20 protein-coding genes, 1 tRNA gene and 1 pseudogene are annotated in these 24,196 nt (G+C 56.5%); 9 read left to right on the top strand and 13 right to left on the bottom strand.

The window, feature by feature from the left end:
* Positions 1-77: 77 nt before the first annotated feature.
* The 6 genes from epd (at position 78) to fba (ending at position 4,405) form a co-directional block, all read left to right on the top strand.
* A complete protein-coding gene (gene epd, locus EE949_RS26025) occupies positions 78-1,130 on the top strand; it encodes an erythrose-4-phosphate dehydrogenase (RefSeq protein ID WP_122666928.1) in 1,053 nt (350 codons plus the stop codon).
* A gap of 16 nt (positions 1,131-1,146) precedes the next feature.
* Positions 1,147-2,310: a phosphoglycerate kinase gene (locus EE949_RS26020; RefSeq protein ID WP_122666927.1), complete on the top strand. Its 1,164-nt coding sequence runs from the start codon at positions 1,147-1,149 to the stop codon at positions 2,308-2,310.
* A gap of 28 nt (positions 2,311-2,338) precedes the next feature.
* A complete protein-coding gene (locus EE949_RS26015) occupies positions 2,339-2,563 on the top strand; it encodes a hypothetical protein (protein WP_122666926.1) in 225 nt (74 codons plus the stop codon).
* An 89-nt stretch (positions 2,564-2,652) separates the two neighbouring features.
* The gene (locus EE949_RS26010; protein ID WP_122666925.1) at positions 2,653-2,850 is read left to right on the top strand and encodes a hypothetical protein; all 198 of its coding nucleotides are present in this window, start codon (positions 2,653-2,655) and stop codon (positions 2,848-2,850) included.
* A 53-nt stretch (positions 2,851-2,903) separates the two neighbouring features.
* Positions 2,904-3,224 carry an MliC family protein gene (locus tag EE949_RS26005; RefSeq protein ID WP_122666924.1) on the top strand — a complete coding sequence of 107 codons (321 nt, stop codon included), beginning with the start codon at positions 2,904-2,906 and terminating at the stop codon, positions 3,222-3,224.
* Between the two features lie 116 nt (positions 3,225-3,340).
* Positions 3,341-4,405: a class II fructose-bisphosphate aldolase gene (gene fba, locus EE949_RS26000; protein WP_122666923.1), complete on the top strand. Its 1,065-nt coding sequence runs from the start codon at positions 3,341-3,343 to the stop codon at positions 4,403-4,405.
* A gap of 320 nt (positions 4,406-4,725) precedes the next feature.
* On the opposite strand, the gene EE949_RS25995 is transcribed toward fba, so the two are convergent.
* From EE949_RS25995 to rpsU, 5 genes and pseudogenes are all read right to left on the bottom strand, one after another.
* Positions 4,726-4,802 (bottom strand) — tRNA-Ile (locus EE949_RS25995).
* Positions 4,803-4,817: 15 nt separating this feature from the next.
* Positions 4,818-7,760, bottom strand: a pseudogene (locus EE949_RS25990) (sensor domain-containing protein); the annotation flags it as partial.
* A gap of 422 nt (positions 7,761-8,182) precedes the next feature.
* The gene (rpoD, locus tag EE949_RS25985) at positions 8,183-10,033 is read right to left on the bottom strand and encodes an RNA polymerase sigma factor RpoD (protein ID WP_122666922.1); all 1,851 of its coding nucleotides are present in this window, start codon (positions 10,031-10,033) and stop codon (positions 8,183-8,185) included.
* A 67-nt stretch (positions 10,034-10,100) separates the two neighbouring features.
* Positions 10,101-12,059, bottom strand: coding sequence for a DNA primase (gene dnaG, locus EE949_RS25980; protein WP_122666921.1), 1,959 nt, complete (start codon positions 12,057-12,059; stop codon positions 10,101-10,103).
* Positions 12,060-12,585: 526 nt separating this feature from the next.
* Positions 12,586-12,801, bottom strand: coding sequence for a 30S ribosomal protein S21 (gene rpsU / locus EE949_RS25975; RefSeq protein WP_002551877.1), 216 nt, complete (start codon positions 12,799-12,801; stop codon positions 12,586-12,588).
* Between the two features lie 198 nt (positions 12,802-12,999).
* On the opposite strand from rpsU, the gene tsaD reads away from it, so the two are divergent.
* The gene (gene tsaD / locus EE949_RS25970) at positions 13,000-14,025 is read left to right on the top strand and encodes a tRNA (adenosine(37)-N6)-threonylcarbamoyltransferase complex transferase subunit TsaD (RefSeq protein ID WP_122666920.1); all 1,026 of its coding nucleotides are present in this window, start codon (positions 13,000-13,002) and stop codon (positions 14,023-14,025) included.
* A 32-nt stretch (positions 14,026-14,057) separates the two neighbouring features.
* On the opposite strand, the gene plsY is transcribed toward tsaD, so the two are convergent.
* Positions 14,058-14,627 carry a glycerol-3-phosphate 1-O-acyltransferase PlsY gene (plsY, locus tag EE949_RS25965; protein ID WP_122666919.1) on the bottom strand — a complete coding sequence of 190 codons (570 nt, stop codon included), beginning with the start codon at positions 14,625-14,627 and terminating at the stop codon, positions 14,058-14,060.
* A 74-nt stretch (positions 14,628-14,701) separates the two neighbouring features.
* Here plsY and folB point away from each other — a divergent pair, with 74 nt between their 5' ends.
* Both folB and folK read left to right on the top strand, forming a co-directional pair.
* Positions 14,702-15,055, top strand: coding sequence for a dihydroneopterin aldolase (gene folB / locus EE949_RS25960; RefSeq protein ID WP_111758431.1), 354 nt, complete (start codon positions 14,702-14,704; stop codon positions 15,053-15,055).
* On the top strand, positions 15,046-15,573 hold the full coding sequence (folK, locus tag EE949_RS25955; protein WP_122666918.1) for a 2-amino-4-hydroxy-6-hydroxymethyldihydropteridine diphosphokinase: 528 nt from the start codon (positions 15,046-15,048) through the stop codon (positions 15,571-15,573). The genes folB and folK overlap by 10 nt, the downstream gene beginning before the upstream one ends.
* 170 nt (positions 15,574-15,743) lie before the next feature.
* Here folK and EE949_RS25950 read toward each other — a convergent pair whose 3' ends face one another.
* The 7 genes from EE949_RS25950 to apaG form a co-directional block, all read right to left on the bottom strand.
* A complete protein-coding gene (locus tag EE949_RS25950; RefSeq protein WP_122666917.1) occupies positions 15,744-16,973 on the bottom strand; it encodes a multifunctional CCA addition/repair protein in 1,230 nt (409 codons plus the stop codon).
* Between the two features lie 271 nt (positions 16,974-17,244).
* Complete coding sequence (locus EE949_RS25945) at positions 17,245-18,807, bottom strand: SpoVR family protein (RefSeq protein ID WP_122666916.1); 1,563 nt, start codon at positions 18,805-18,807, stop codon at positions 17,245-17,247.
* On the bottom strand, positions 18,804-20,075 hold the full coding sequence (locus EE949_RS25940) for a YeaH/YhbH family protein (RefSeq protein WP_122666915.1): 1,272 nt from the start codon (positions 20,073-20,075) through the stop codon (positions 18,804-18,806). The genes EE949_RS25945 and EE949_RS25940 overlap by 4 nt, the downstream gene beginning before the upstream one ends.
* 118 nt (positions 20,076-20,193) lie before the next feature.
* The gene (locus EE949_RS25935; RefSeq protein ID WP_122666914.1) at positions 20,194-22,116 is read right to left on the bottom strand and encodes a PrkA family serine protein kinase; all 1,923 of its coding nucleotides are present in this window, start codon (positions 22,114-22,116) and stop codon (positions 20,194-20,196) included.
* Between the two features lie 286 nt (positions 22,117-22,402).
* Positions 22,403-22,723 (bottom strand): thiosulfate sulfurtransferase GlpE, encoded by a 321-nt coding sequence (gene glpE, locus EE949_RS25930; protein ID WP_122666913.1) that lies wholly within the window; start codon positions 22,721-22,723, stop codon positions 22,403-22,405.
* A 128-nt stretch (positions 22,724-22,851) separates the two neighbouring features.
* Positions 22,852-23,733 carry a symmetrical bis(5'-nucleosyl)-tetraphosphatase gene (locus tag EE949_RS25925; protein WP_122666912.1) on the bottom strand — a complete coding sequence of 294 codons (882 nt, stop codon included), beginning with the start codon at positions 23,731-23,733 and terminating at the stop codon, positions 22,852-22,854.
* Complete coding sequence (gene apaG, locus EE949_RS25920; RefSeq protein ID WP_122666911.1) at positions 23,733-24,113, bottom strand: Co2+/Mg2+ efflux protein ApaG; 381 nt, start codon at positions 24,111-24,113, stop codon at positions 23,733-23,735. Before apaG ends, EE949_RS25925 begins: the two co-directional genes overlap by 1 nt.
* Between the last annotated feature and the right edge of the window lie 83 nt (positions 24,114-24,196).

Genomic DNA, 24,196 nt, shown 5'->3' with positions numbered 1-24,196 from the left:
TTGACCTTATCGCGGGCAAGCACCGCTCCCACATAATGTGTACCTCAACAGTTTTTTGGTGACTCATCGAGAACCCCATGCCTCAGCACCGCCGCCCTTACAAAGTTGCACTAAACGGCTACGGCCGTATCGGTCGTTGCGTCGTGCGCGCACTTTGCGAGCGAGGGGCCAAGGCCGGGTTTGAAGTGGTCGCCATCAACGATCTGGCCGACATGGCCAGTCTCGAATACCTCACGCGCTTTGATTCCACGCACGGCCGGTTTCCCGGCGAAGTGCGGGTCGAAGGGCAATACCTGCATATCAATGATCACAAGATCAGAGTGTTGCGCAGCGAGACGCCAGAAGGCGTTGACTGGGCGGCGCTGGAAGTTGATCTGGTGCTCGAGTGTTCAGGTGTCTACAACACCCGTGAAGATGGTCAGCGCTTCGTTGATGCTGGCGCGCCACGGGTGCTGTTTTCCCAGCCGATGGCCAGCGAAGCCGACGTCGACGCCACGATAGTGTTCGGCGTCAATCAACAGAAGCTGACAGGTGCCGAACTGCTGGTCTCCGCCGCGTCCTGTACCACCAACTGCAGCGTGCCGTTGCTGCGCTTGCTGGATCAGGCGGTAGGGCTGGAGTACATCACCATCACCACGATCCACTCGGCGATGAATGATCAGCCTGTCATAGACGCCTATCATCATGAAGATCTGCGCCGTACGCGCTCGGCTTTCCAGTCGATCATTCCGGTGTCCACTGGTCTGGCGCGTGGTATTGAGCGGCTGCTTCCGGAACTTGCGGGCCGAATTCAGGCCAAAGCAGTTCGCGTGCCGACGGTAAACGTATCCTGTCTTGATATCACGTTGCAAACCGCGCGGGATACCGATGCAGCAGAGATCAACCGCCTGCTTCGCGAGGCTGCTACCAGCGGCCCGCTGAAAGGGTTGTTGGCCTACACCGAGTTGCCGCACGCCAGTTGTGATTTCAACCATGACCCTCATTCGGCCATCGTCGATGCGAGTCAGACCCGCGTTTCCGGCCCACGGCTGGTTAACGTGCTGGCCTGGTTCGATAACGAATGGGGTTTTGCCAATCGAATGCTTGACGTTGCTGAGCACTTTTTGCACGTCGCAGACCCACAACAGTAAAAACAGGGATTCACTCATGACCGTGTTGAAGATGACCGAGCTCGACCTGCAAGGTAAGCGTGTATTGATCCGCGAAGACCTCAACGTCCCGATCAAGGACGGCAAAGTCAGCAGTGATGCACGTATCCTGGCGTCGCTGCCTACCATCAAGCTGGCGCTGGAAAAGGGCGCGGCCGTGATGGTCTGCTCTCATCTGGGTCGTCCAACCGAGGGCGAGTTCTCCGCCGAGAACAGCCTGAAACCGGTTGCTGACTACCTGAGCAAGGCCCTGGGCCGTGAAGTACCACTGGTTGCTGATTATCTGGACGGTGTTGACGTCAAGCCTGGCGACATCGTGCTGTTTGAAAACGTACGCTTCAACAAGGGCGAGAAGAAGAACGCTGACGAACTGGCGCAGAAATACGCTGCCCTTTGCGACGTCTTCGTGATGGACGCTTTCGGTACTGCGCACCGCGCTGAAGGTTCGACCCACGGCGTGGCCAAGTTCGCCAAAGTCGCTGCGGCAGGCCCGTTGCTGGCTGCTGAGCTGGAAGCACTGGGCAAAGCCCTTGGCGCTCCGGCCCAGCCAATGGCCGCCATTGTTGCCGGCTCCAAGGTGTCTACCAAACTCGACGTGCTCAACAGCCTGAGCGCCATCTGCAACCAGTTGATCGTCGGTGGCGGTATTGCCAATACGTTCCTGGCTGCGGCAGGCCACAAGGTTGGCAAGTCACTGTACGAGCCAGACCTGCTGGATACCGCTCGCGAAATCGCCGCCAAGGTCAGCGTGCCACTGCCGGTTGATGTGGTTGTGGCCAAGGAATTCGCCGAAAGCGCAGCCGCTACGGTCAAACTGATCGCCGATGTTGCCGATGACGACATGATTCTGGATATCGGCCCGCAAACTGCAGCGCATTTCGCCGAATTGTTGAAATCTTCCAAGACTATTCTGTGGAACGGCCCGGTTGGCGTGTTTGAATTCGATCAGTTTGGCGAAGGTACCAAAACCCTGGCTAAAGCCATTGCCGAAAGCTCGGCGTTCTCCATCGCAGGCGGTGGCGATACGCTGGCTGCAATCGACAAATATGGCGTAGCGGATCAAATCTCCTACATTTCTACCGGTGGTGGCGCCTTCCTGGAGTTCGTCGAAGGCAAAGTCTTGCCCGCCGTGGAAATTCTGGAACAGCGCGCCAAGGCCTGAGGATCAGGCTGTGCAAAAGGGAAATGAAATGCTCAGGCCGCTACCGCTGCTCATCATCGCTGTACTGCTTGCTGGCTGCGCCACTGAGCCGGAAGCCGTAGAGGTTGTGCGTGAGCCTGCGCTGGTTCAACTGAGCTGTTATCAAGCGAACTGGCAGGCGGAGACCGTACCCGTGATCTACAAGCGCGGCGGTGAGGCTGTCCTGGACAAGTACGAATTCATGCCCAATCTCGGCCCGGTGGCCTGCCGTTAAGATGCGATCGCGGAGATGAGTTTGGCAACATCTTGAGCCAGTGGTGGTCACTAAAGGGTGGATAACTTTTCTGAATAAGGAACTTCACCATGAAAATCGCCGCCCTGGCCTTGATGAGTTGTGTGATATTCGCCGGTTGTAGCAGTCCTGGTACTCGTGCCAAGACCTGTGAAGTGCTCAGCCCGGCGTCCGTAAACGTGCCCACGACCCAGAATACTCAACGGGTTGAAGCGCAGGCTACGGGTGAGCCGGCCGATGATCGGAATCAGGAACAGAACTGCCCCTGAAGATTGAAGCGACTGGCATTTGCCTTGCTTCCCAGGGCAGGCCAGGAGATGTAATGAAAGGCTTGATTGCCCTTGCGACACTTGCAGTGCTTGGTGGTTGCGCCAGCATGAAGGCTCCGCAAACAGGTAATACCTGGACCAGTTGGGTTTGCGACAGCAAAGCCGAGGTCCACTGGCGTTATGTTGACCAGGCCAAGGCCGAAGTTGATGTACGCCTGAATGAAAGCGATCAGGTCTTCCGGCTGACCGCCGAGCCTGGCTCGCCATCGCTCTATAGCAATGGTGTACTGGCTTTCCAGAACAAGGGCGACGAAGGCCTGGTGTACTGGGACGCTACCAATGATTTGATCGGGCGCGGTTGCAAGAAGCGTTGAACAAGCTGCACCGATGATCCAGCGCATGGCTTCAGGGCTCATGCGTAGAACTTGAATAGCAGCCGCCGCTACGGCAGGTTTGCACGATAACGACCCTACCGGGAGAGAGACAGACAATGGCACTTATCAGCATGCGCCAGATGTTGGACCACGCAGCCGAATTCGGTTATGGCGTCCCAGCTTTCAACGTGAACAACCTGGAACAAATGCGCGCCATTATGGAAGCGGCCGACAAGACCGATTCCCCGGTGATCGTTCAGGCCTCGGCCGGCGCCCGTAAATACGCTGGCGCGCCGTTCCTGCGTCACCTGATCCTGGCCGCCGTGGAAGAGTTCCCGCATATTCCGGTGGTCATGCACCAGGATCACGGTACCAGCCCTGATATCTGCCAGCGTTCGATCCAGCTGGGCTTCAGCTCGGTGATGATGGACGGCTCGCTGGGTGTCGACGGCAAAACGCCGACCACCTACGACTACAACGTTGACGTAACCCGTCGCGTTGTTTCCTTCGCCCACGCCTGTGGCGTGTCGGTAGAAGGTGAGCTGGGTGTTCTGGGTTCGCTGGAAACCGGTATGGCTGGCGAAGAAGACGGCGTTGGCGCTGAAGGCATTCTTGATCACAGCCAGATGCTGACCGATCCGGAAGAAGCCGCTGACTTCGTCAAAAGAACTCAGGTTGATGCCCTGGCCATCGCCATCGGCACCAGCCACGGCGCTTACAAGTTCACCAAGCCGCCTACCGGCGACATCCTGGCGATCGAGCGCATCAAGGCCATCCACAAACGCATTCCTAACACTCACCTGGTGATGCACGGCTCCTCTTCTGTTCCGCAAGAGTGGCTGAAAATCATCAACGAGTACGGCGGCGACATCAAAGAAACCTACGGCGTACCGGTTGAAGAAATCGTTGAAGGCATCAAGCACGGCGTGCGCAAGGTCAACATCGACACCGACCTGCGCCTGGCGTCTACCGGTGCCATCCGTGAGTTCATGGCGAAGAACCCAAGCGAGTTCGACCCACGTAAGTACCTGGCCAAGACTGTTTCGGCCATGCGTGACGTGTGTATCGCTCGCTACGAAGCGTTCGGCACCGCCGGCAATGCCTCGAAGATCAAGCCGATCTCCCTGGACGCCATGTTCGAGCGTTATGCGCGCGGCGAACTGGATGCCAAAATCAACTGAGTGATGGTTGATTGAGCAATGAAAAAGCCCGCAACGATGCGGGCTTTTTTGTGGGCGCTGTGCTGCTTGGGGACACCGGTAGGAGCGAATTCATTCGCGAATGGGGCATCACAGGCGACAGATCTTTATCGGATGCAACGCTCCCTTCGAGAATGAATTCGCTCCCGCAGGGAGGCGTCCGTTGCTTCGCAGCGTTGTCGCGACTCAGTCCTTAAAAGGGCCCGATAAGCCCCTATTAAGAACTTTTCAATCGTTTCGTTCGCATGAAAGCATTCAACCCAAAACAAAAAAGCCGCGCATTAGCGCGGCTTTTTCAATAGTGGTGGGCCCACACGGACTCGAACCGTGGACCAAGGGATTATGAGTCCCCTGCTCTAACCAACTGAGCTATAGGCCCTCAGTAGGCCGCGGATTATAACGGCGGTTTCGACGCTGTGCTATCCGAAAAGTCCGAAAGAGTCGTACGAAGAAATTTCGTGCTGAATTCATCGGGCGGGAGGGGGAGGCTGACGATGTAGCCCTGGATCTGTTCGCAGCCTTCGTTGGCCAGGAATTGCTGCTGTTCGTTGTTCTCCACGCCTTCGGCGATGACGGTCAGTTGCATGCTGCGGCCCAGCGCGATGATTGCGCGGACGATAGCGACGTCGTGTGGATCGTCGGGCAGGCTGCGCACAAATGACTGGTCTATTTTCAGGATGTCCAGCGGCAAGCGTTTCAGATAGCTCAGGGACGAATAGCCCGTGCCGAAGTCGTCGATAGCCAGCTGTACGCCGAGTGTCTTGAGCTTGTGCAAAACGGCCAGGGCTTCCTCGGCCTGACTCATGATGAAGTTCTCGGTGATCTCCAGTTGCAGGCAGTCAGGGGCAAGGTGGTAATCCGAGAGCAGTTGCTCGATGCGCGCCAAGAGGTTCGGTTGCCGCAACTGGGCACCCGCCAGGTTCACCGACAACGCGCCGAAAGGGGCGTAGCGTTTGTTCCATTCGCGCATTTGCAGACAGGCTTGCTCAAGTACCCAGTCGCCGATCTGCAGAATCATGCCGTTCTCTTCTGCCAATGGAATGAAGTGCTCCGGTGGCACTTCGCCGAGGGTCGGGTGTGCCCAGCGAAGCAAGGCCTCTGCGCCAACCAGTCGCTGGCTGAGCAGGCTGATTTTCGGCTGATAGCAGAGGCTGAACTCATTGCGTTCTATAGCTCTGCGCAGTTCATGCTCCAAGGCTATCCGGGCGCTGGCCTGGGAGGTGAGGTCCTCTGTATAGCTTTCGACGCGATTGCGGCCTTTGGCTTTGGAGCGGTACATCGCGGCATCAGCATTTTTCACCACGGTAGCTACGTCCTGACCATCTGTGGGGAACAGGCAGCTACCAATGCTGGCACTCATGAAAAACTCATGTTCGCCCGCCTGGAACGGGGCCGTGAAACAGATCAATATTTTTGTCGCGATGGCTTCCGCATCACTAGGGTGCAGCAGGCCAGGCAGCAGGATAATGAACTCATCTCCTCCCAGGCGCGCCACGGTGTCGATATCGCGCAGGTTCTCCTTGAGGCGTTGCGCGATTCCTTTGAGCAGCAGGTCGCCGACAGGATGGCCCAGGCTGTCGTTGATGTGCTTGAAGCGGTCAAGGTCCAGAAACAGGACTGCGCCGAGGCTATTGGATTCCAGGCTGTGGAGAAGGGCGGCTTGCAGGCGGCTCTCGAATAGCGTGCGGTTGGGGAGCCCCGTGAGCGGGTCGTGATGAGCCTGATAGTCGAGGCGTGCCTGAGCATGCTTGAGGCTGGAGATGTCGGCGAACACCGCAACGAAGTGGGTAATGAACTTTTCCTTGTTTCGTACCGCGCTGATCGTCAGCCAGCTTGGGTAAACCTCCCCGTTCTTGCGTCGGTTGCTGATTTCTCCCTGCCAATGTCCTTCTGCCGTCAACTGGTACCACATGGCGGCATAGAACGCGCTGTCATGCAGGCCCGAGGCGAGCAGGCGAGGGGTCTGACCAAGGGACTCCTGCTCGCTGTAGCCAGTGATCTCGCTGAATGCGCGGTTGACAGCGTTGATACGCTGGCGGGTATCAGTAATCAGAACCCCTTCGGCGGTACTTTCGAAAACGGTGGCGGCAAGTTGCAGCTTTTCCTGCATTTGATGGCGTTCGGTAATGTCTCGGGCAATGGTCAGCATGCAATCTTCGCCAGCGATAAGCAGCGGGCGTGATGATATTTCACAGAGCCTGATCTGGCCGTCTTTGCGTCTGATGTGGCTGCGGAAATCACGGACGAAACCGTCGCGGTTCAGCAGCTCCAGAAGTTGGCCGCGTTCGTTCAGGTTGGCCCAGATCCCCAGATCCACTGTGGACTGATCAAGCGAAGCGGCGCTGTCGTAGCCGGTCATGCGACTGAACCCTTCGTTGACCTCAACAAGCAGGCCGTCGCGCTGCCGGGTTATCAGCAGACCGTCAGGGGATGAGTGGAATGACTTGGCGAATTTTTCTTCAGACAGCTGAAGTTGCTGCTGCGCCTGTTTGAGTTGGGTGATATCGCGAACCACCACAACTACGGCTGGAGTGGAGTCCAGATCGAAAGGTTCGGCGGACACCAGCCCGGAGAAGGTGCGGCCGTCTCGTCGTCGAAATGGCATCTCAAGGTTGCGAATGCTGCCTTTCTGAAGGCGTTCCAGCATCCCGGGGCCTACACCGGGAACGCCCCAGATGCCGAGTTCGGTCGGAGTTTTACCAATGACGTCATTGGCCTGAAGGCCAATCTGTTCGACGAACGCTGTATTGGCTTCGAGAAGTGTGCCGTCGATCAGGCTCGCAATTATCAGAATGTCCGGACATTGAGCAAAAACAGAGGCGAACTTACCTTCGGAAAGTCGCAAGGCTTCTTCGGTTTGCTTGGTTTCGCTGATATCGATCATCAAGCCGCGCATGACAGGTTCGCGACCGCGCTTGATCAGGCTGACAATGTCTCGTATCCAGAGTGTTCTGCCGTCAGCGCTGATGACTCGGTAATCTACGCTGTGATCGTTGCCCGCCTTGGCTGCCTGGCTACAAAGAGCTTCTGTTTTTTGCAGGTCCTGAGGGTGGACGATGCTGCGCCAGAAGCCTGGCTCCCGCCATTTTTGCAGTGGATAGCCCAGTAAGCTCTCGGCTTGAGGTGAGACGTAGTTGTAGCTGTAATCTCCCGGGGTGGCCTCCCAGGCAATAGCGGACAGGCTTTCAATCAAGCTGCGGTAGTGATATTCGCTGCTTCGCAGCTGCTGTTCCAGTTCCATACGCCGTGTTATTTCGGAGCTAAGCTGGCGATTAACACGAATCACGATGATGAGAACGGTGCAGAGCAGCAACAGGCCGGGTAAGCCGTAAAGCAGAAAGGTCTCTCTGAACGATGCGCTATCGGCTCTTTGTTTGAAGTCTGGTTGTGGTTCCAGGGTTGCAAGTTGTGCGACCGATTGGCTGCTTGCGCGCCCAGATTCTGATTGGATCGTTGTGTCGACAGACGCCGCAAGCAAGGTTCCAGCCATGGAGCCGAGACTAAAACCATGCGTGTAGGGCGTTGACGTCACTTTCTGCGCAAGTGCAGAAAAGTTTTCAGTGTGGGCGGCTGCCGGGGAGCCTATAGCGAAGACAAAAATAATGGCCGGCAGTTGAATCATGGCAGCCTCATGATGGCGGATAGCAATTAGACAGAGTGTAGCCGTACTGAGAAAACCGTCACTCGAAGTTGAATTTTTTTGATCCAGAATGCAAAACCCCCGGCAGGGCCGGGGGTTTTGTGTACAGCTTGTGTTGCTTACTCGTCGAGGAACGAGCGCAGGTGCTCGCTTCGCGTCGGGTGGCGCAACTTGCGCAGAGCCTTCGCCTCAATCTGACGAATACGCTCACGGGTTACGTCGAACTGTTTGCCCACTTCTTCCAGCGTGTGGTCGGTATTCATATCAATACCGAAGCGCATGCGTAGAACCTTGGCTTCACGGGCAGTAAGGCCCGACAGAACTTCGCGAGTCGCTTCTTTCAAGCTTTCAACGGTAGCAACATCGATTGGCGACTGCATGGTCGAGTCTTCGATGAAGTCACCCAGGTGCGAATCTTCGTCATCACCGATCGGGGTTTCCATGGAGATCGGCTCTTTAGCGATCTTCAATACCTTACGGATCTTGTCCTCAGGCATTTCCATGCGTTCGCCCAGTTCTTCCGGGGTCGGTTCGCGACCCATTTCCTGCAACATCTGCCGGGAAATACGGTTGAGCTTGTTGATCGTCTCGATCATGTGCACCGGAATACGGATGGTGCGTGCCTGGTCGGCGATCGAACGAGTGATTGCCTGACGGATCCACCACGTGGCGTATGTCGAGAACTTGTAACCGCGACGGTATTCAAACTTGTCCACCGCCTTCATCAAACCGATGTTGCCTTCCTGGATCAGATCGAGGAATTGCAGGCCGCGGTTGGTGTACTTCTTGGCGATCGAGATAACCAGACGCAAGTTCGCTTCAACCATCTCTTTCTTCGCGCGACGGGCCTTGGCCTCGCCGATCGACATGCGACGGTTGATGTCCTTGATTTCAGCAATCGTCAGACCGGTTTCGGTCTGCAGCGCGGTCAGCTTTTGCTGGCAACGCTGAATATCAGGCTGCAGGCGGGCAATGGCTTCAGCGTATTTGCTTTTGCCTTTAGCCAGTGCGTCAGTCCAGCTTTCGTCGACTTCGTTGCCTGGGAACTGGCGAAGGAAATCGGCGCGCGGCATGCGTGCATCACGTACACACAGCTGCATGATGGCGCGTTCCTGAGCACGCAAACGCTCAAGTGCGCTACGAACACGCTCGACCAGACCTTCAAACTGTTTAGGAACCAGTTTGATCGGCATGAACAGCTCGGCCAGCGCAACCAGCTCGGCAATTGCCTGCTTGCTGTCGCGACCATGCTTTTTCAGGGCCTTGCGGGTGATTTCCATCTGATCGGAAACCGCACCGAAACGCTGCTGGGCGATGATTGGATCGGGACCGCTTTCGACTTCTTCTTCGTCGTCAGAGGACTCGTCCTTCTCTTCCTCGTCGTCGTCGCCTTCGGCAGCCTTGGCTGTTTTCGGGTCGGCAGGCGGCGGGACTTCAGCTGGCGGCGCAATGCCGTCATCCGGGTCGATGTAGCCGCTCAGTACGTCAGACAGGCGACCGCCTTCTGTCGTAACACGGGTGTACTCGGAGAGAATGTGGTCAACCGTGCCAGGGAAGTGCGCAATTGCGCTCATCACTTCACGGATGCCTTCTTCGATACGTTTGGCGATTTCAATTTCGCCTTCACGGGTCAGAAGCTCGACCGTACCCATTTCACGCATATACATACGCACAGGGTCAGTGGTGCGACCAATGTCGGTCTCAACCGCTGCCAACGCTGCTGCCGCTTCTTCTGCGGCTGCTTCGTCGGTATCGGCGTCGGCCAGCATCAGGGCGTCCGCATCCGGGGCACTCTCGTGTACCGGGATCCCCATGTCGTTAATCATGCGGATGATGTCTTCCACCTGCTCGGGATCTGAAATATCCTCAGGCAGGTGGTCGTTGACCTCTGCGTAAGTCAGATACTTCTGCTCACGACCCAGGGTGATCAACTCTTTGATACGAGACTGCTGTTGCGCTTTTCCGGACATAACACCCTATCCACTGAAGGTCTTGGCGGGCAAAAAACAAGCCGAGGATTATACCCGAGCTATGACCTCACGCGCCAGTTGAGGTCGGGGTTTGTGCAGGAACATTCCGATTTAACAGCTTGAGCAGCAGAAGTTTTTCATCTGCGTCCAGGCCTGACTGGCGTTCCTTCCTGATTAATTGCTCCAGGCTGCGCTCGCGTTGGCGGGCGGATAACCTAGTTATAGTGTCGAAAAACTGTTGTTCAAGGTTATCGGCCGAGATCAACCATTCCTTTTCCGCTAATGCTCGCAGCAATCGGCCTTGTTCGGTGCCGTGCCAGCGGGCGATCAGTTGCAGCGAGCGCAGCTTCGGATTTTTTTGCAAAGCTTCAAGCAAAGCGACCAGTAGCTGCGCATATGTATGGTCTTCTGCCGCAAAGTGGCTGGCATCTTCGACTTTCTCGGCCAGCTCCGGGTGATGCAGAAGTGTTCTCAACGCCGTTAACGTTGGTGGTTCGACGGTCGTCGGCGTGCGCGGGGCACGTGGTTCGTCATCTCCGCGTCTACCTTTTTTGTCCCACGGCTTCTTTTCCCACTTTTTCTGGCCCTGACCACCGGATTTTTTCGGGGTCCATTCTTGCTGGGGCGCTTCATATCCGCCCTGTGGCTGGTAATCAGCATAGTCGGGCATGGCGTCATAATCGAAGCCGGGGTCGTAGCTCGGTGGCGCTTCTGCTGGTGCGTTTTGCACCAGTTGGCTGACGTTTTCGTTGGTCAGGCCGGTTATTTGTGTCAATCGTTGGCGCATCAGCGTGCGCAAGTTGGCGCCGGGTACCTTGTCGATCAGCGGTGCTGCGAGGGTGGCCATGTGGGCCTTGCCCTCCAGCGAGCGTGGGTCGGCTTCTTTGGTCAACTGTTCGAAGAAGTAGTCGGCCAATGGCTGGGCATGCTGATGAATGCGCGCCTTGAACGCGTCGGTGCCTTCAGCGCGAACCAGGGTGTCCGGGTCCTCGCCTTCGGGCAGAAACAGAAATCGTGCGCGGCGCCCGTCCTGCAGGCTGGAAAGTGTTGCTTCCAGTGCGCGCCATGCGGCATTGCGACCTGCCTGATCCCCGTCGAAACAGAACAGTACGTTGGGTACGACCCTGAACAGTCGTTTCAGGTGCTCTTCGCTGGTCGCGGTGCCCAGTGTGGCGACGGCATTGCGCAGGCCTTGCTGGGCAAGAGCAATGACGTCCATATAGCCTTCCACGACGATGATCTCATCGAGGTTGCGGTTGAATTTTCGCGCCTCAAAAAGGCCGTAAAGCTCTTGGCCTTTATGGAAGACCGGTGTTTCCGGCGAGTTCAGGTACTTGGGCTTGTCGTCGCCCAGTACTCGTCCGCCAAAGGCGATGACGCGGCCGCGGCTGTCACGGATCGGAAACATCACCCGGTCCCGGAAGCGGTCATAGCGCTTGCCGGTTTCGGCGTTTTCGATCAGCAGCCCCGCATCAATCATCGCTTTTTGCTGGAGCGTGTCGCTGCTCAGATGTTTGTGCAGGTTGTCCCAGCCGGGTGGTGCAAAGCCAAGGCCGAAGTCCCGGGCTATTTCGCCTGAAAGGCCGCGACCTTTCAGGTATTCCACTGCTGCTTTGCGCGTGGGATGGTTTTTAAGCGCTAGGCGGTAAAACTCGGCGGCAGCGGTGAGCAGCGGGTAAAGTGGCGAATCCACAGGCTGTCGTGGCTTTTGCCCTTTTACACCCTGTTCCCTGGGGACTTCCATGCCCGCAGACTTAGCCAGATCCTCGACGGCCTGGACGAAGTCCAGATTGTCGTGGTCCATGATGAAGCCGAGGGCGTTGCCGCCTGCGCCACAGCCAAAACAGTAATAGAACTGTTTGTCTGGGCTGACGCTGAAAGACGGGGTTTTCTCTTTATGGAACGGGCAGCAGGCGCTGAAATTCTTCCCGGTTTTCTTCAGTTGCAGACGTGAGCTGACAACATCGACGATGTCGGTGCGGTTCAGTAGGTCGTCAATGAAGCCTTGGGGAATCAGCCCGGCCATATCGTTCTCATATCAAGCGTTCCGCCATGCAGATCGTGGCGAATCCAGAATGTAACGGCTGCCGCTGACCTTTCTGTAATGCCATTGAGGCATGCACAACCTGGTCTCAGCGCGGCTGCTTATCATCATCTGGAATGGTAGCTGCCAGCAATCTACCCGTAGCCTGTTGTAAACATCAGGCAATTGAAATCAGGCAGTGGCGGCTTTGAAGCGTGTTGCTGTTTGTAGCAAATCGAATACCGTTTTGCGGACCATTCGCGATGCTCAGCGTGTCGAGGGCGACGCAGCCTTGGCTGAACTTCTTGCGAAGATCATCAAGGCATACTCGTCATTCACCTTGATGCGTTCGTCATGATGACGTGATCAACGTGGCCTGAATCTCAGGCTGGACGTGCTTCGAGGAAGTGGCTGGTGCGCATGTGCGTGCCAGTGTTCTTCTTCAATGTAGCTTTATGCTTTGCCTTAACTGCCGCTAGCCCGGCTTTGAGGCCGGGCATTGCAGAAGCTTGCGACAGACGTCTGTAAATTAATACAGACGAACGGCGCGGCGCTGTTCGCGCTGTACTTTCTTGGCGTGACGCTTAACAGCGGCTGCTGCTTTACGCTTACGCTCAGAAGTAGGCTTCTCGTAAAATTCGCGGCTACGAACTTCAGCCAGAACACCGGCTTTTTCGCAGGAGCGCTTGAAACGACGCAGAGCTACGTCGAAGGGTTCGTTCTCTTTAACTTTGACGGCTGGCATCCAGAGCTACCTTCATTCATTACCGGGGTCAACGTCTCGTGCAAAGACTGCACATAAGTACGTCGGTTTTTAAGGGTTGCGGATGTTAACCCCTCATTGAGAGGAATGCAAAGCCTCTGATCGAAAACCGCTGGTCGGCATAGCGGGTGGCGACTATTATGCGCGCCTTCGAATTCAGCCTCTACAAGGCGCAAACCCATGCTAGTACTGGGATTAGAAACCTCTTGCGACGAAACCGGCGTCGCGCTCTACGACAGTGAGCGTGGGCTGCTGGCCGACGCTTTGTTCAGTCAGATCGACCTGCATCGTGCCTATGGCGGTGTGGTGCCTGAGCTTGCCTCACGTGATCACGTCAAGCGCATGCTGCCCCTGATTCGTCAGGTCATGGCCGATGCGGGCACGGTGGCGACCGATATAGATGCCATCGCATACACAGCAGGGCCGGGCCTTGTAGGCGCATTGCTGGTTGGCGCGTCGTGCGCTCAGGCGTTGGCGTTTGCCTGGGACATCCCGGCGCTGGGCGTTCACCATATGGAAGGCCACCTGCTGGCGCCGATGCTTGAAGCGCAGCCTCCCGAGTTTCCGTTCGTCGCTTTGTTGGTTTCTGGCGGTCATACGCAATTGGTCAGGGTCGACGGTATCGGCTTGTATGAGCTGTTGGGCGAGACACTGGATGACGCGGCTGGCGAGGCTTTCGACAAAACCGCAAAAATGATGGGCATGCAGTATCCCGGCGGACCTGAAATTGCGGCACGTGCCATCAAAGGTGTCGCGGGGCGCTTTGTATTCCCGCGTCCCATGACTGACCGTCCCGGGCTGGATTTCAGCTTCAGTGGCTTGAAAACCTCCGCGCTGACAACCTGGCAGCAATGCCAGAGCGCTGGGGACGACGGCGAGCAGACTCGTTGCGACATCGCTCTGGCCTTCCAGCAGGCGGTGGTAGAGACTCTGACCATCAAGTGCAAGCGGGCATTGAAACAGACCGGGATGAAACGTTTGGTGATTGCGGGCGGTGTGAGCGCCAACAAGTCCTTGCGCACCTCACTGGAGAAGATGCTGGGCGAGCTAAACGGCCATGTTTTCTATGCTCGTCCCGAGTTCTGCACCGATAATGGCGCGATGATCGCTTTCGCAGGATGCCAGCGGTTGCAGGCAGGTCAGAAAGAGGATTTGAGCATCAGCGTCCAGGCCCGTTGGCCGATGGAACAGTTGCAAGGTCTGTAAGCGGTTACGTGAGGCAGATTCACCTCGGTGATTCAAAAATGCCGTTCGCGCCCTGCAAACAGGTCGCGTAGATTGCCGCGGTGACGCCAGACGATCAGCAGTGTGAGCAGGGTCATCGGCAGTAATGCCCTGGGCTCTTGCCAGGCGAGCAGCGGCAGGGTCATCGGCGTTGCGATCAGCGCGGCGATCGAACTGGTACGGGTCAGGTAGAACACCAATGCCCAGACGCAGATTGCGAGAGCGGCGGCGGGCGGGTAGAGCCCCAGTAACATGCCTGCGGCGGTAGCAACACCCTTGCCGCCCCGGAAGCGAAAGTAGAGTGGAAACAGATGGCCCAGTACCGCGCAGAGCCCAATCCAGGCTTGCGCCCTGGGATCCATCCCCGCCAGATTGGCGATCAGTACAGGCAGAAGGCCTTTGCACAGGTCGCCAAGCAGGGTCAGGATCGCGAGTTTCTTGCCGGCCAGACGCAACATATTGGTCGCGCCTGCATTGCCAGAGCCGCTGGCGCGCGGGTCCGGGCTGCCAGTGAGGCGGCTCAGGAGTATGGCGAAGGACAGTGAGCCAAGCAGGTAGGCGAAAATCGCCAGTAACCAAAACATGCTAACTATTCCGGGCTGGGAAGCCCTGATTCTAACGGCGCATCGCGCCCTTGTCGTGCAGTGGAGAGTGGTGCTTGGACAGAGTGTTCATTGAGGGTCTGGAAGTCGATACCGTTATCGGTGCCTACGACTGGGAGCGGGGCATTCGCCAGTGCCTGCGCCTGGACCTGAGTTTTGCCTGGGATAACCGGCCCGCTGCGGCGGGCGATGACCTGAGCAAGGCGCTCGACTACGCGAGCGTGTCCACGCGCATTCTGGACTTTGCCGACAAGGCGCAGTTTCAGTTGGTGGAAACCTTTGCCGAGCGTCTGGCTGAAGTCCTGATGAGCGAGTTTCACATTCCCTGGCTGCACCTGAAACTGACCAAGCCGGGTGCCGTTGCGGCCGCCAAGGGTGTGGGTGTGGAGATCGAGCGCGGATGTCGCTGACACGGGTTTACCTCGGCCTGGGCAGCAACATAGAGCGCGAAAAGCATCTGGTTGCCGGGCTCGAAGCGCTGGACGGGTTCGTCAGTGAAATGACCTGCTCGGCGGTGTTCGAGAGCCAGCCGGTCGGGATCAAGAGTGGCCTGTTCTTCAATCTGGTGGTGACCGGTTTTACCGAGCTGCCGTTGATGGAACTGGACCGCCGACTGAAATTCATCGAGGCCGACAACGGTCGCTACGCACCGGACCGCAAGGGCTTGCCGCTGGACATCGACGTGCTGTTGTATGGCGATCAGGTGGGTAACTTCGACGGATTAATACTGCCTCGCGCCGAAATTCTCAAAAATGCGTTTGTGCTCTGGCCGCTGTCGTTGATTGCACCGGATCGTGTGCACCCTGAGGCTGGCACTTCTTTCGAGCAGCTTTGGGCGTGCGCGCAGATTGAGCAACAGCTGTGGCCGGTTGCGTTTGAGTGGCGGGGGATGCCGCTGACGCCGCAAAGTTTGTTGGGTAAGGGTTGAGAGATTTGTGGGAGCGCCACGCCGGTCGCTCCAACAGAATCACCGAACCTGTGGGAGCGAATTCATTCGCGACCAGGCCAGTACATTCGATGCACATTTGTCGCCAGGAATACCGCTTTCGCGAATGAATTCGCTCCCACAGGAAATCAATCCGATTCAAGTCCTGCAGCTCAGCTGTTGTACTGCGCCTTGTAAACCTTCAGCGCGTCCAGGCGTTCGCTTTTGAGCGCTTCACCCAGTTCTTGTCCCTTGAAACCCTTTTCGATCAGCGGCTGTACTGAAACGGCTCTTGCTGCGTCTGCTGCGCCGCGTAGATAGTCTGCTTGTGGATAATCACGCTGCTCGAAGCCAAGTCGGCCACGGGCGTCCATTTCGCACGCAATGATGAAGTCTTCAAAACGCTGTGGTCGGCGATAGACATCGAAGCTTTGCAGCAGATCAAGCACGGTTGAGGGCTTCAGTTCCAGAGCCCGGTGGCCATGGGTGTGGTACTGGCCCACCAGCAGCGCCAGTTCCTGGCAATCGCGTGGCACCTTGAATCGCGCGTTCACAGCCTTGATCAAGCTCAAGCCCATATGTTCATGGGCAATATGCCTTGGCCAGTCAGCCTCCGGTGTCAGGCCTTTACCCAGATCGTGCATCAGGCACGCCCAGCGTACGCTCAGCGGTTGCTGGTGAATGGCTGCTTGCTGCAGCACGCTCAATACATGCTCACCAGTATCTATTTCCGGGTGATGGGCAGCGGGTTGCGGGACGCCAAACAACGCGTCCACTTCCGGCAAAAGCTCCTTGAGGGCACCGCAGTCGCGCAATGTACGAATGAACACCTGCGGCTGCTTTTCCATAAGAGCCCGAGAAATTTCTTTCCAGCTGCGCTCCGGCGTCAGCGCATCCAGCTCGCCTGACTCACTGAGCTGGCGCATCAGCTGCAGCGTTTCAGGGGCGATGCTGAAGCCGTCCGGTGCGTATCGGGCGGCGAAGCGCGCTACACGCAAAACGCGGAGCGGATCTTCGGCGAACGCGGGGGAAACATGGCGTAAAACCCGGGCTTTAAGGTCGTGCTGACCGCCGTATGGGTCGGTCAGATTGCCTTCCTTGTCTTCGGCGATGGCGTTGATGGTCAGGTCGCGACGGATCAAATCATCTTCGAGGGTAACGTCAGGGCTGGCATGAAAAACGAAGCCGCCGTACCCGCGTCCGCTTTTGCGTTCGGTACGGGCCAGCGCGTATTCCTCGCCCGTCAGCGGATGAAGGAAAACCGGGAAGTCCGTACCGACAGGGCGATAGCCTTTCTTCAGCATGTCTTCAGTGGTCGCACCGACCACTACCCAATCGACGTCAGTAACCGGTTTGCCCAGCAGACGGTCGCGCACGGCGCCACCGACTTTATAGATCTGCATAAAAAACCTCCGTAAGCGCGACAGGATAAACCTTGTGCCGCTCCTGCGGAGGTAAAACTGAATTACGGGTCGAGAGGTGGTAAACAAATACCGCGGGTGACTCTCTCTTCGACTGCATACACCGTTCCCGTGGGAGCGATTCATTCGCGAAGAGGCCGGTAAATCCGCAGCGTATGGATCGCCTGAACTCCTGCCTTCCCGAATGAATTCGGTCCCATTGGGCTGTCATTGAGTTTGAGAACATCGCCAACCCGTGGGCAAGGTGATGTTCCTAAAGATGCACTACCGCCAGATCAAGCCTGGGATATTCACTGTCGGCATGCTCGCTTTTAGGGGGGACGTGATGAGTTTTCATTATCTGGTCACCTTGTAGCGTTTCCAGATGGATATCAAAGCCCCACAGCCGATGCAGATGCTTGAGGACTTCATCGGTAGAGTCGCCGAGCGGTTTGCGGTCATGTTGCTGATGGCGCAGGGTCAGCGAGCGATCGCCGCGGCGATCAATGCTGTAAATCTGCACATTGGGTTCGCGATTACCCAGGTTGTACTGCGCCGCCAGGGTTTCGCGAATGATTCGGTAGCCGGGTTCATCGTGGATGGCAGGCACCAGCAAGTCGTCTTTCTGATCATCGTCCATGATGCTGAACAGCTTCAGATCCCGAATGACCTTGGGCGACAGGTACTGCAGGATAAAACTCTCGTCCTTGAAGCTGCTCATGGCGAATTTCACCGCCGTCAGCCAGTCTGTGCCAGCCAGTTCGGGGAACCAGCGGTAATCTTCTTCTGTGGGTTCTTCGCACATCCGGCGAATATCCCGGTACATCGCGAACCCCAATGTGTAAGGGTTGATACCGCTGTAGTAGGGGCTATCGAAGCCCGGTTGATAAATGACGCTGGTGTGCGACGTCAGGAACTCCATCATGAAACCGTCGGTGACCAGGCCTTCGTCGTAAAGGTCGTTCATCAAGGTGTAGTGCCAGAACGTCGCCCAGCCTTCGTTCATGACCTGAGTCTGGCGCTGAGGGTAAAAGTACTGTGCAATCTTGCGCACGATGCGCACCACTTCCCGCTGCCAGGGCTCCAGCAGCGGCGCGTGTTTTTCGATGAAGTAGAGGATGTTTTCCTGCGGTTCGGCGGGGAAGCGAGCATTGTCCTCTTTACTGTTCTTGTCCGCATTTTTAGGGATAGTGCGCCACAAGTCATTGATCTGTTTCTGCAGGTGCTCTTCCCGGTCTTTCTGGCGACGACGCTCTTCTTCGGCAGAGATAGGGTAAGGGCGCTTGTAACGGTCGACGCCGTAGTTCATCAGTGCGTGGCAGGAGTCGAGCAGGTCTTCGACCGCATCGATACCGTGGCGCTCTTCGCATTGCATGATGTACTGCTTGGCAAACACCAGGTAATCAATGATCGAACTGGCGTCGGTCCAGGTGCGGAACAGGTAGTTACCCTTGAAGAAACTGTTGTGCCCGTAACACGCGTGAGCAACGACCAGTGCCTGCATGCAGATGGTGTTTTCCTCCATCAGGTAAGCGATACACGGATCAGAGTTGATGACGATCTCGTAGGCCAGACCCATCTGGCCGCGTGTGTAGGATTTCTCGGTGCTCAGGAAGTGTTTGCCGTAGGACCAATGGTGATAACCCAGCGGCATCCCCACTGACGCATAGGCGTCCATCATCTGCTCAGCCGTGATCACTTCAATCTGGTTGGGATAGGTATCCAGCGCATAGCGTTCCGCGATACGGCTGATCTCGCGGTCGTAGGCCTGAATGAGCTCGAACGTCCACTCTGAACCCGTGGACAGGGGTTGGCGCTTCTGCTCTCTAGCGGTCATGTCACTAACCTGCGCTGGAAGAGTTCACGGAATACCGGATAGATATCACCGGCAGAGACCAGCTGCTGCTGGGCAAACGTGTCGGCGAATGCTTCACCGATACGCTCGTATTCGAACCATAAAGCTTGATGTTCACGTGGGGTAATTTCCACGTACGTGTAGTACTGCACAAACGGCATGATCTGTTTGATCAGGATGTCGCGGCAGATCGGGGAGTCGTCATTCCAGTTGTCGCCGTCCGACGCTTGAGCCGCGTAGATATTCCATTCGTTGGTGGGGTAACGCTCAGCCATGATTTCCTGCATCAGCTTGAGTGCGCTGGAAACGATGGTGCCGCCGGTTTCCCTTGAGTAGAAGAACTCTTCCTCGTCGACTTCCCGGGCGCTGGTGTGGTGACGGATGAAGACCACTTCGATCTTGTCGTAGTTACGCTTGAGGAACAGGTACAACAGGATGAAGAAGCGTTTGGCGATGTCTTTGGTGGCTTGAGTCATGGAGCCCGACACGTCCATCAGGCAGAACATCACCGCTTTGGAACTGGGGTTGGGCTGTTTGACCAGCAGGTTGTATTTGAGGTCGAAGGTATCCAGGTAAGGCACTCGTCGAATACGAGCTTTCAATCGGTCGATTTCCCCTTCCAGTTCCTGAATATCGCCGAAGTTATCCGGTTCTTCACGTTTGAGACGATCCAGTTCAGTGATCGCTTCTTTGAGTTTGGCGCGGCTGCTGCCGGACAGGGCAATGCGACGCGCGTGAGCGGAACGCAGGGTGCGGATGATATTGATGCGCGAGGGGTTGCCCTCGTTGCTGATGCCAGCGCGTACGGTTTTGAAAGTGTCGGTGCCGGTCAGGTTGCGTTTCACCAGATTGGGCAGTTCGAGGTCTTCGAACATGAACTCCAGAAACTCTTCCTGAGTGATCTGGAAAACGAACTCATCCATGCCTTCGCCGGAATTACTGGCTTTGCCCGGCCCTTTGCCGCCACCACCGCCTTGCGGGCGAGCGATATGTTCGCCTGAGGTGAATTCTTTATTGCCGGGATGGACCACGGTCTGTTTGCCGCCCCGACCATGGTGAAGCACCGGTTCGTCGATATCACGACCGGGAATGCTGATTTGCTCGCCGTGTTCCATGTCGGTAATGGAGCGGCGGCTAACGGCTTCTTCGACTGCTTTCTTGATGTGATCACGGTAGCGCCGTAAAAACCGCTGGCGGTTTACCGTGCTCTTGTTCTTGCCATTGAGACGTCGGTCGATCACATAGCTCATAGGCCCCTCCGGGGAGCTTCAAGTTGTGAGCTGCAAGCTGCAAGTAGAAGCGATTACCCGGCTATCAGATTTCACGCGCTTCTTTCTTGCAGCTTGTAGCTGGACGCTTGCAGCTGCCTTACTGCGACTTCCGGACCCGTAGGTACCATTCGGAAAGAAGCCGTACCTGTTTGTCGGTGTAGCCCCGCTCGACCATCCTGGTGACAAAGTCGTTGTGTTTCTGTTGATCCTCTTTGCTGGCTTTTGCATTGAAGCTGATGACGGGAAGGAGGTCCTCGGTGTTGGAGAACATTTTCTTCTCGATCACCACGCGTAGCTTCTCGTAGCTGAGCCAGGTCGGGTTCTTGCCGTTGTTGTTGGCACGAGCACGCAATACGAAATTGACGATCTCGTTGCGGAAATCTTTCGGATTGCTGATGCCAGCAGGTTTTTCGATCTTCTCCAGCTCTTCATTCAGGGCTACGCGGTTGAGGATTTCTCCGGTTTCCGGGTCGCGGTATTCCTGATCCTGAATCCAGAAGTCTGCGTACAGCACGTAGCGGTCGAAGATGTTTTGCCCGTATTCGCTGTAGGACTCCAGATATGCGGTCTGGATTTCCTTGCCGATGAACTCGATGTAGCGCGGCGCCAGGTACTCCTTGATGAACCGCAGGTAACGCTCGCGGGTTTCGGCCTGGAACTGCTCCTGTTCGATCTGCTGCTCCAGCACGTACAGCAAGTGCACCGGGTTGGCGGCAATTTCGTGTGGATCGAAGTTGAACACCTTGGACAGAATCTTGAACGCGAAACGAGTCGAAAGACCATTCATGCCTTCGTCGACGCCCGCGCTGTCACGGTACTCCTGAATCGACTTCGCCTTTGGATCGGTATCCTTGAGGTTTTCGCCGTCATAGACGCGCATCTTGGAATAGATGTTGGAGTTTTCCGGCTCTTTCAGGCGAGAAAGAGTGGTGAACTGCGCCAGCATTTTCAGGGTGTCGGGCGCGCAATGGGCCTTGGACAGAGAGCTGTTGAACAGCAGTTTGTCGTAAATCTTGATCTCATCGCTGATGCGCAGGCAATACGGCACTTTTACGATGTAGATCCGGTCGATGAACGCTTCGTTGTTCTTGTTGTTGCGGAAGCTGTGCCATTCCGATTCGTTGGAGTGGGCCAGCAGAATGCCGGTAAAGGGAATCGCGCCCAGGCCTTCGGTGCTGTTGTAGTTACCTTCCTGGGTGGCGGTGAGCAGGGGGTGCAGCACCTTGATAGGCGCCTTGAACATCTCGACGAATTCCATCAGGCCCTGGTTGGCCCGGCACAGCGCGCCAGAATAGCTGTAAGCGTCGGCGTCGTTCTGTGGGTACTCTTCAAGCTTGCGAATATCGACCTTACCGACCAGCGCTGAAATGTCCTGGTTGTTTTCGTCGCCAGGCTCGGTTTTGGCCACGGCAATCTGATTGAGGATCGATGGATAGAGTTTGACTACTTTGAACTGGCTGATGTCGCCCCCGAACTCAGCCAGTCGTTTGGTCGCCCAAGGCGACATGATGGTGCTCAGATAGCGACGCGGGATACCGAAGTCTTCTTCGAGAATCGCACCGTCTTCGGTTGCATTGAACAAACCGAGCGGAGACTCGAAAACCGGCGAGCCCTTGATCGCGTAGAACGGGACTTTTTCGATCAGTTGTTTGAGTTTTTCAGCCAGCGATGACTTACCGCCACCGACCGGGCCGAGCAGGTAAAGGATCTGTTTCTTCTCTTCCAGGCCCTGAGCGGCATGGCGGAAGTACGAGACGATCTGGTCGATGCATTCTTCCATCCCATGGAAGTCGGCAAAGGCCGGGTAGCGGCGGATGACCTTGTTGGAGAAGATCCTCGATAGCCTGGAGTTGGTTGAGGTATCAACCAGCTCTGGCTCGCCAATAGCAAGCAACAGTCTTTCTGCCGCAGACGCATAAGCACTGCGATCCTGCTTACAGAGCTCCAGATACTCCTGTAAGGAGAGCTCCTCCTGGCGTGTCGATTCAAAGCGTTGTTGGAAGTGGCTAAAAATACTCATGACGTCACCTCGCTCGATACGTAGAGCCGGCGGCGGATCGTCAGTCGATGTTGGCAGCAGCTGAGAATCCAGATGCCGTTTACCCCCCAAACACCATAAAAGTAGCTACCGATGACCCACGCGCCGGTGTACCGGCTCTCCCCTGATTACGGATGGCCTGAGGCTAAGGATAGTTCGGAATCGGAAAGATAAAGAAGGGATGAACAGAAAGACTGCCTGACCGTCCGTCAGTTAGGACGCGAACCCGCGCAGGACGCGGGATCAACTGAAATAAAAATATTTTCTGTCAGCTCTGAGCGGTTTCAGCTGGAAAGGTGCTGCGCCATAGCTCGAATCCGCCATCAAGGCTGTAGACATCGGAAAAACCCTGGTTCACCAGATATGCTGCCGCACTCTGGCTAGAGTTGCCGTGGTAGCAGACCACAACCACTGGTTTATCCAGATCGGCATTGCGAATGAAATCGGCAATGGAGTGGTTATCCAGATGCTGGGAGTCGGGAATGTGGTTGCTGGCGAAAGTCTGTGGATCACGAACATCTACCAGCACTGCGCCTTGCTCGCGCAGCGCTTGAGCCTGTTCTGGCGGGATGCGTTTGAACTCGGTCATGGTTGGCTCCTTTGAATTTATCCGGGATTGATTCTGTAGGAGCTGCCGAAGGCTGCGAATAAAGGCGTAGTAGATATACCCTTCGCAGCCTTCGGCAGCTCCTACAGTTGCATTGTATTGTGCTGAGTTTAACGCCTGATCACGCCTGCCGGGTCATGCAGAATTGTCCGGGTCGCCCCTGATTCGGCATTGCCATGGTCATCGCAATCGCAAAGATACCGCTCAAAGGTGTCAACGTTGAGCATGGTCATTGCCGAACCCCATACGCAGCCGGTGTCCAGTGCATAGACATCAGGTTCATCGCAGCGGCCCTCCAGCGCGGCCCAGTGGCCGAAGATGATTTTCACATCACGGGTCTTTCGCTCCGGATGTTTGAACCATGGCTGATAGCCGGGCAGGGCGGTGTCGACACCCTCCTTGCCCTTCAGGTCCAGCTTGCCTTCGCTCGTGCAGAACCGCATACGGGTGAAGTAGTTGGTGATCACCCTTAGTCGTGTGACGCCCTGCAGGTCGCTGTCCCATTTGCTGGGCTCGTTGCCATACATGCCTTCCAGATAAGACGGATACAAGCCATCGTCCTGCAAGGCAGTTTCCACTTCGGCGGCGCACTTGATCGCTTTTTTCAGTGACCACTGCGGTGGTATGCCTGCATGGACCATTGCAACGTTGCGGCCAGCATCGTAGTGCAGCAGTTTTTGCCGACGAATCCATTGCAGCAGGTTGTCGCTGTCCGGCGCCTCAAGGATCTCGCGCAGGGTGTCGCCTTTTTTCAGGCGTTCAATATTGCGCGAGGCGGCGAGCAAATGCAGGTCGTGGTTACCCAGTACGCAAGTGACCGACTCGCGGATGCTGTAGAGAAAACGCAGGGTTTCAAGCGATTGAGGGCCGCGGTTCACCAGATCGCCCACCAGCCAGAGCTGGTCCCTGGCCGGGTCGAAGTTCACATGTTCCAGCAGACATTGCAGCGGTTCGAGGCAGCCTTGCAGGTCGCCAACGGCATACACCGGCATCAGTGCAGAGACCCCGGTACCGCCAGGCGAAACGGCGCGATAACTGCATCGAAGCGCTTGCCGTCCTGGGCGAGCATTTGATACGTGCCCTGCATATTGCCGACCTTGGTGGTCATGACGGTGCCACTGCTATAGGTGTGGCTTTGCCCTGCATCGATAAGGGGTTGTTGCCCCACAACCCCTTCACCGCGAACTTCTTCGACGTGACCGTCACCATCGGTGATCACCCAATGCCGGGACAGCAGTTTTGCAGGCAACTCGCCGCTGTTGTGGACGGTAACCGTGTAGGCAAAGGCAAAGCGATTCTGTTCGGGTTGTGACTGCTCTGCCAGGAAGCGTGTGACGACGCTGACGTCGACCTGGTATCGGGAATCGGGCATGCGGTAGGCCTTGGAAGCGAATGCGGATAGAACCGGAAAGCCGGTGGAATCAGTCTAGGACATGTAAACGATAAATGACCAAT

The sequence above is a fragment of the Pseudomonas viridiflava genome (assembly GCF_900602065.1).
Lineage (GTDB): Bacteria > Pseudomonadota > Gammaproteobacteria > Pseudomonadales > Pseudomonadaceae > Aquipseudomonas.
The sequence above is the reverse complement of the archived record's forward strand: the minus strand, read 5'-3'. Positions and strand labels throughout refer to the sequence as shown.

Coding starts and splice junctions, on each gene's coding strand:
- folK (WP_122666918.1), top strand. CDS start 15,046: ATGTCGCTGACACGGGTTTACCTCGGCCTGGGCAGCAACATAGAGCGC.
- plsY (WP_122666919.1), bottom strand. CDS start 14,627: ATGTTTTGGTTACTGGCGATTTTCGCCTACCTGCTTGGCTCACTGTCC.
- glpE (WP_122666913.1), bottom strand. CDS start 22,723: ATGACCGAGTTCAAACGCATCCCGCCAGAACAGGCTCAAGCGCTGCGC.
- EE949_RS25940 (WP_122666915.1), bottom strand. CDS start 20,075: ATGAGCTATGTGATCGACCGACGTCTCAATGGCAAGAACAAGAGCACG.
- EE949_RS26005 (WP_122666924.1), top strand. CDS start 2,904: ATGAAAGGCTTGATTGCCCTTGCGACACTTGCAGTGCTTGGTGGTTGC.
- tsaD (WP_122666920.1), top strand. CDS start 13,000: ATGCTAGTACTGGGATTAGAAACCTCTTGCGACGAAACCGGCGTCGCG.
- EE949_RS25925 (WP_122666912.1), bottom strand. CDS start 23,733: ATGCCGGTGTATGCCGTTGGCGACCTGCAAGGCTGCCTCGAACCGCTG.
- rpoD (WP_122666922.1), bottom strand. CDS start 10,033: ATGTCCGGAAAAGCGCAACAGCAGTCTCGTATCAAAGAGTTGATCACC.
- rpsU (WP_002551877.1), bottom strand. CDS start 12,801: ATGCCAGCCGTCAAAGTTAAAGAGAACGAACCCTTCGACGTAGCTCTG.
- epd (WP_122666928.1), top strand. CDS start 78: ATGCCTCAGCACCGCCGCCCTTACAAAGTTGCACTAAACGGCTACGGC.
- EE949_RS25935 (WP_122666914.1), bottom strand. CDS start 22,116: ATGAGTATTTTTAGCCACTTCCAACAACGCTTTGAATCGACACGCCAG.
- EE949_RS26015 (WP_122666926.1), top strand. CDS start 2,339: ATGCTCAGGCCGCTACCGCTGCTCATCATCGCTGTACTGCTTGCTGGC.
- apaG (WP_122666911.1), bottom strand. CDS start 24,113: ATGCCCGATTCCCGATACCAGGTCGACGTCAGCGTCGTCACACGCTTC.
- EE949_RS26020 (WP_122666927.1), top strand. CDS start 1,147: ATGACCGTGTTGAAGATGACCGAGCTCGACCTGCAAGGTAAGCGTGTA.
- EE949_RS25945 (WP_122666916.1), bottom strand. CDS start 18,807: ATGACCGCTAGAGAGCAGAAGCGCCAACCCCTGTCCACGGGTTCAGAG.
- fba (WP_122666923.1), top strand. CDS start 3,341: ATGGCACTTATCAGCATGCGCCAGATGTTGGACCACGCAGCCGAATTC.
- dnaG (WP_122666921.1), bottom strand. CDS start 12,059: ATGGCCGGGCTGATTCCCCAAGGCTTCATTGACGACCTACTGAACCGC.
- EE949_RS26010 (WP_122666925.1), top strand. CDS start 2,653: ATGAAAATCGCCGCCCTGGCCTTGATGAGTTGTGTGATATTCGCCGGT.
- EE949_RS25950 (WP_122666917.1), bottom strand. CDS start 16,973: ATGCAGATCTATAAAGTCGGTGGCGCCGTGCGCGACCGTCTGCTGGGC.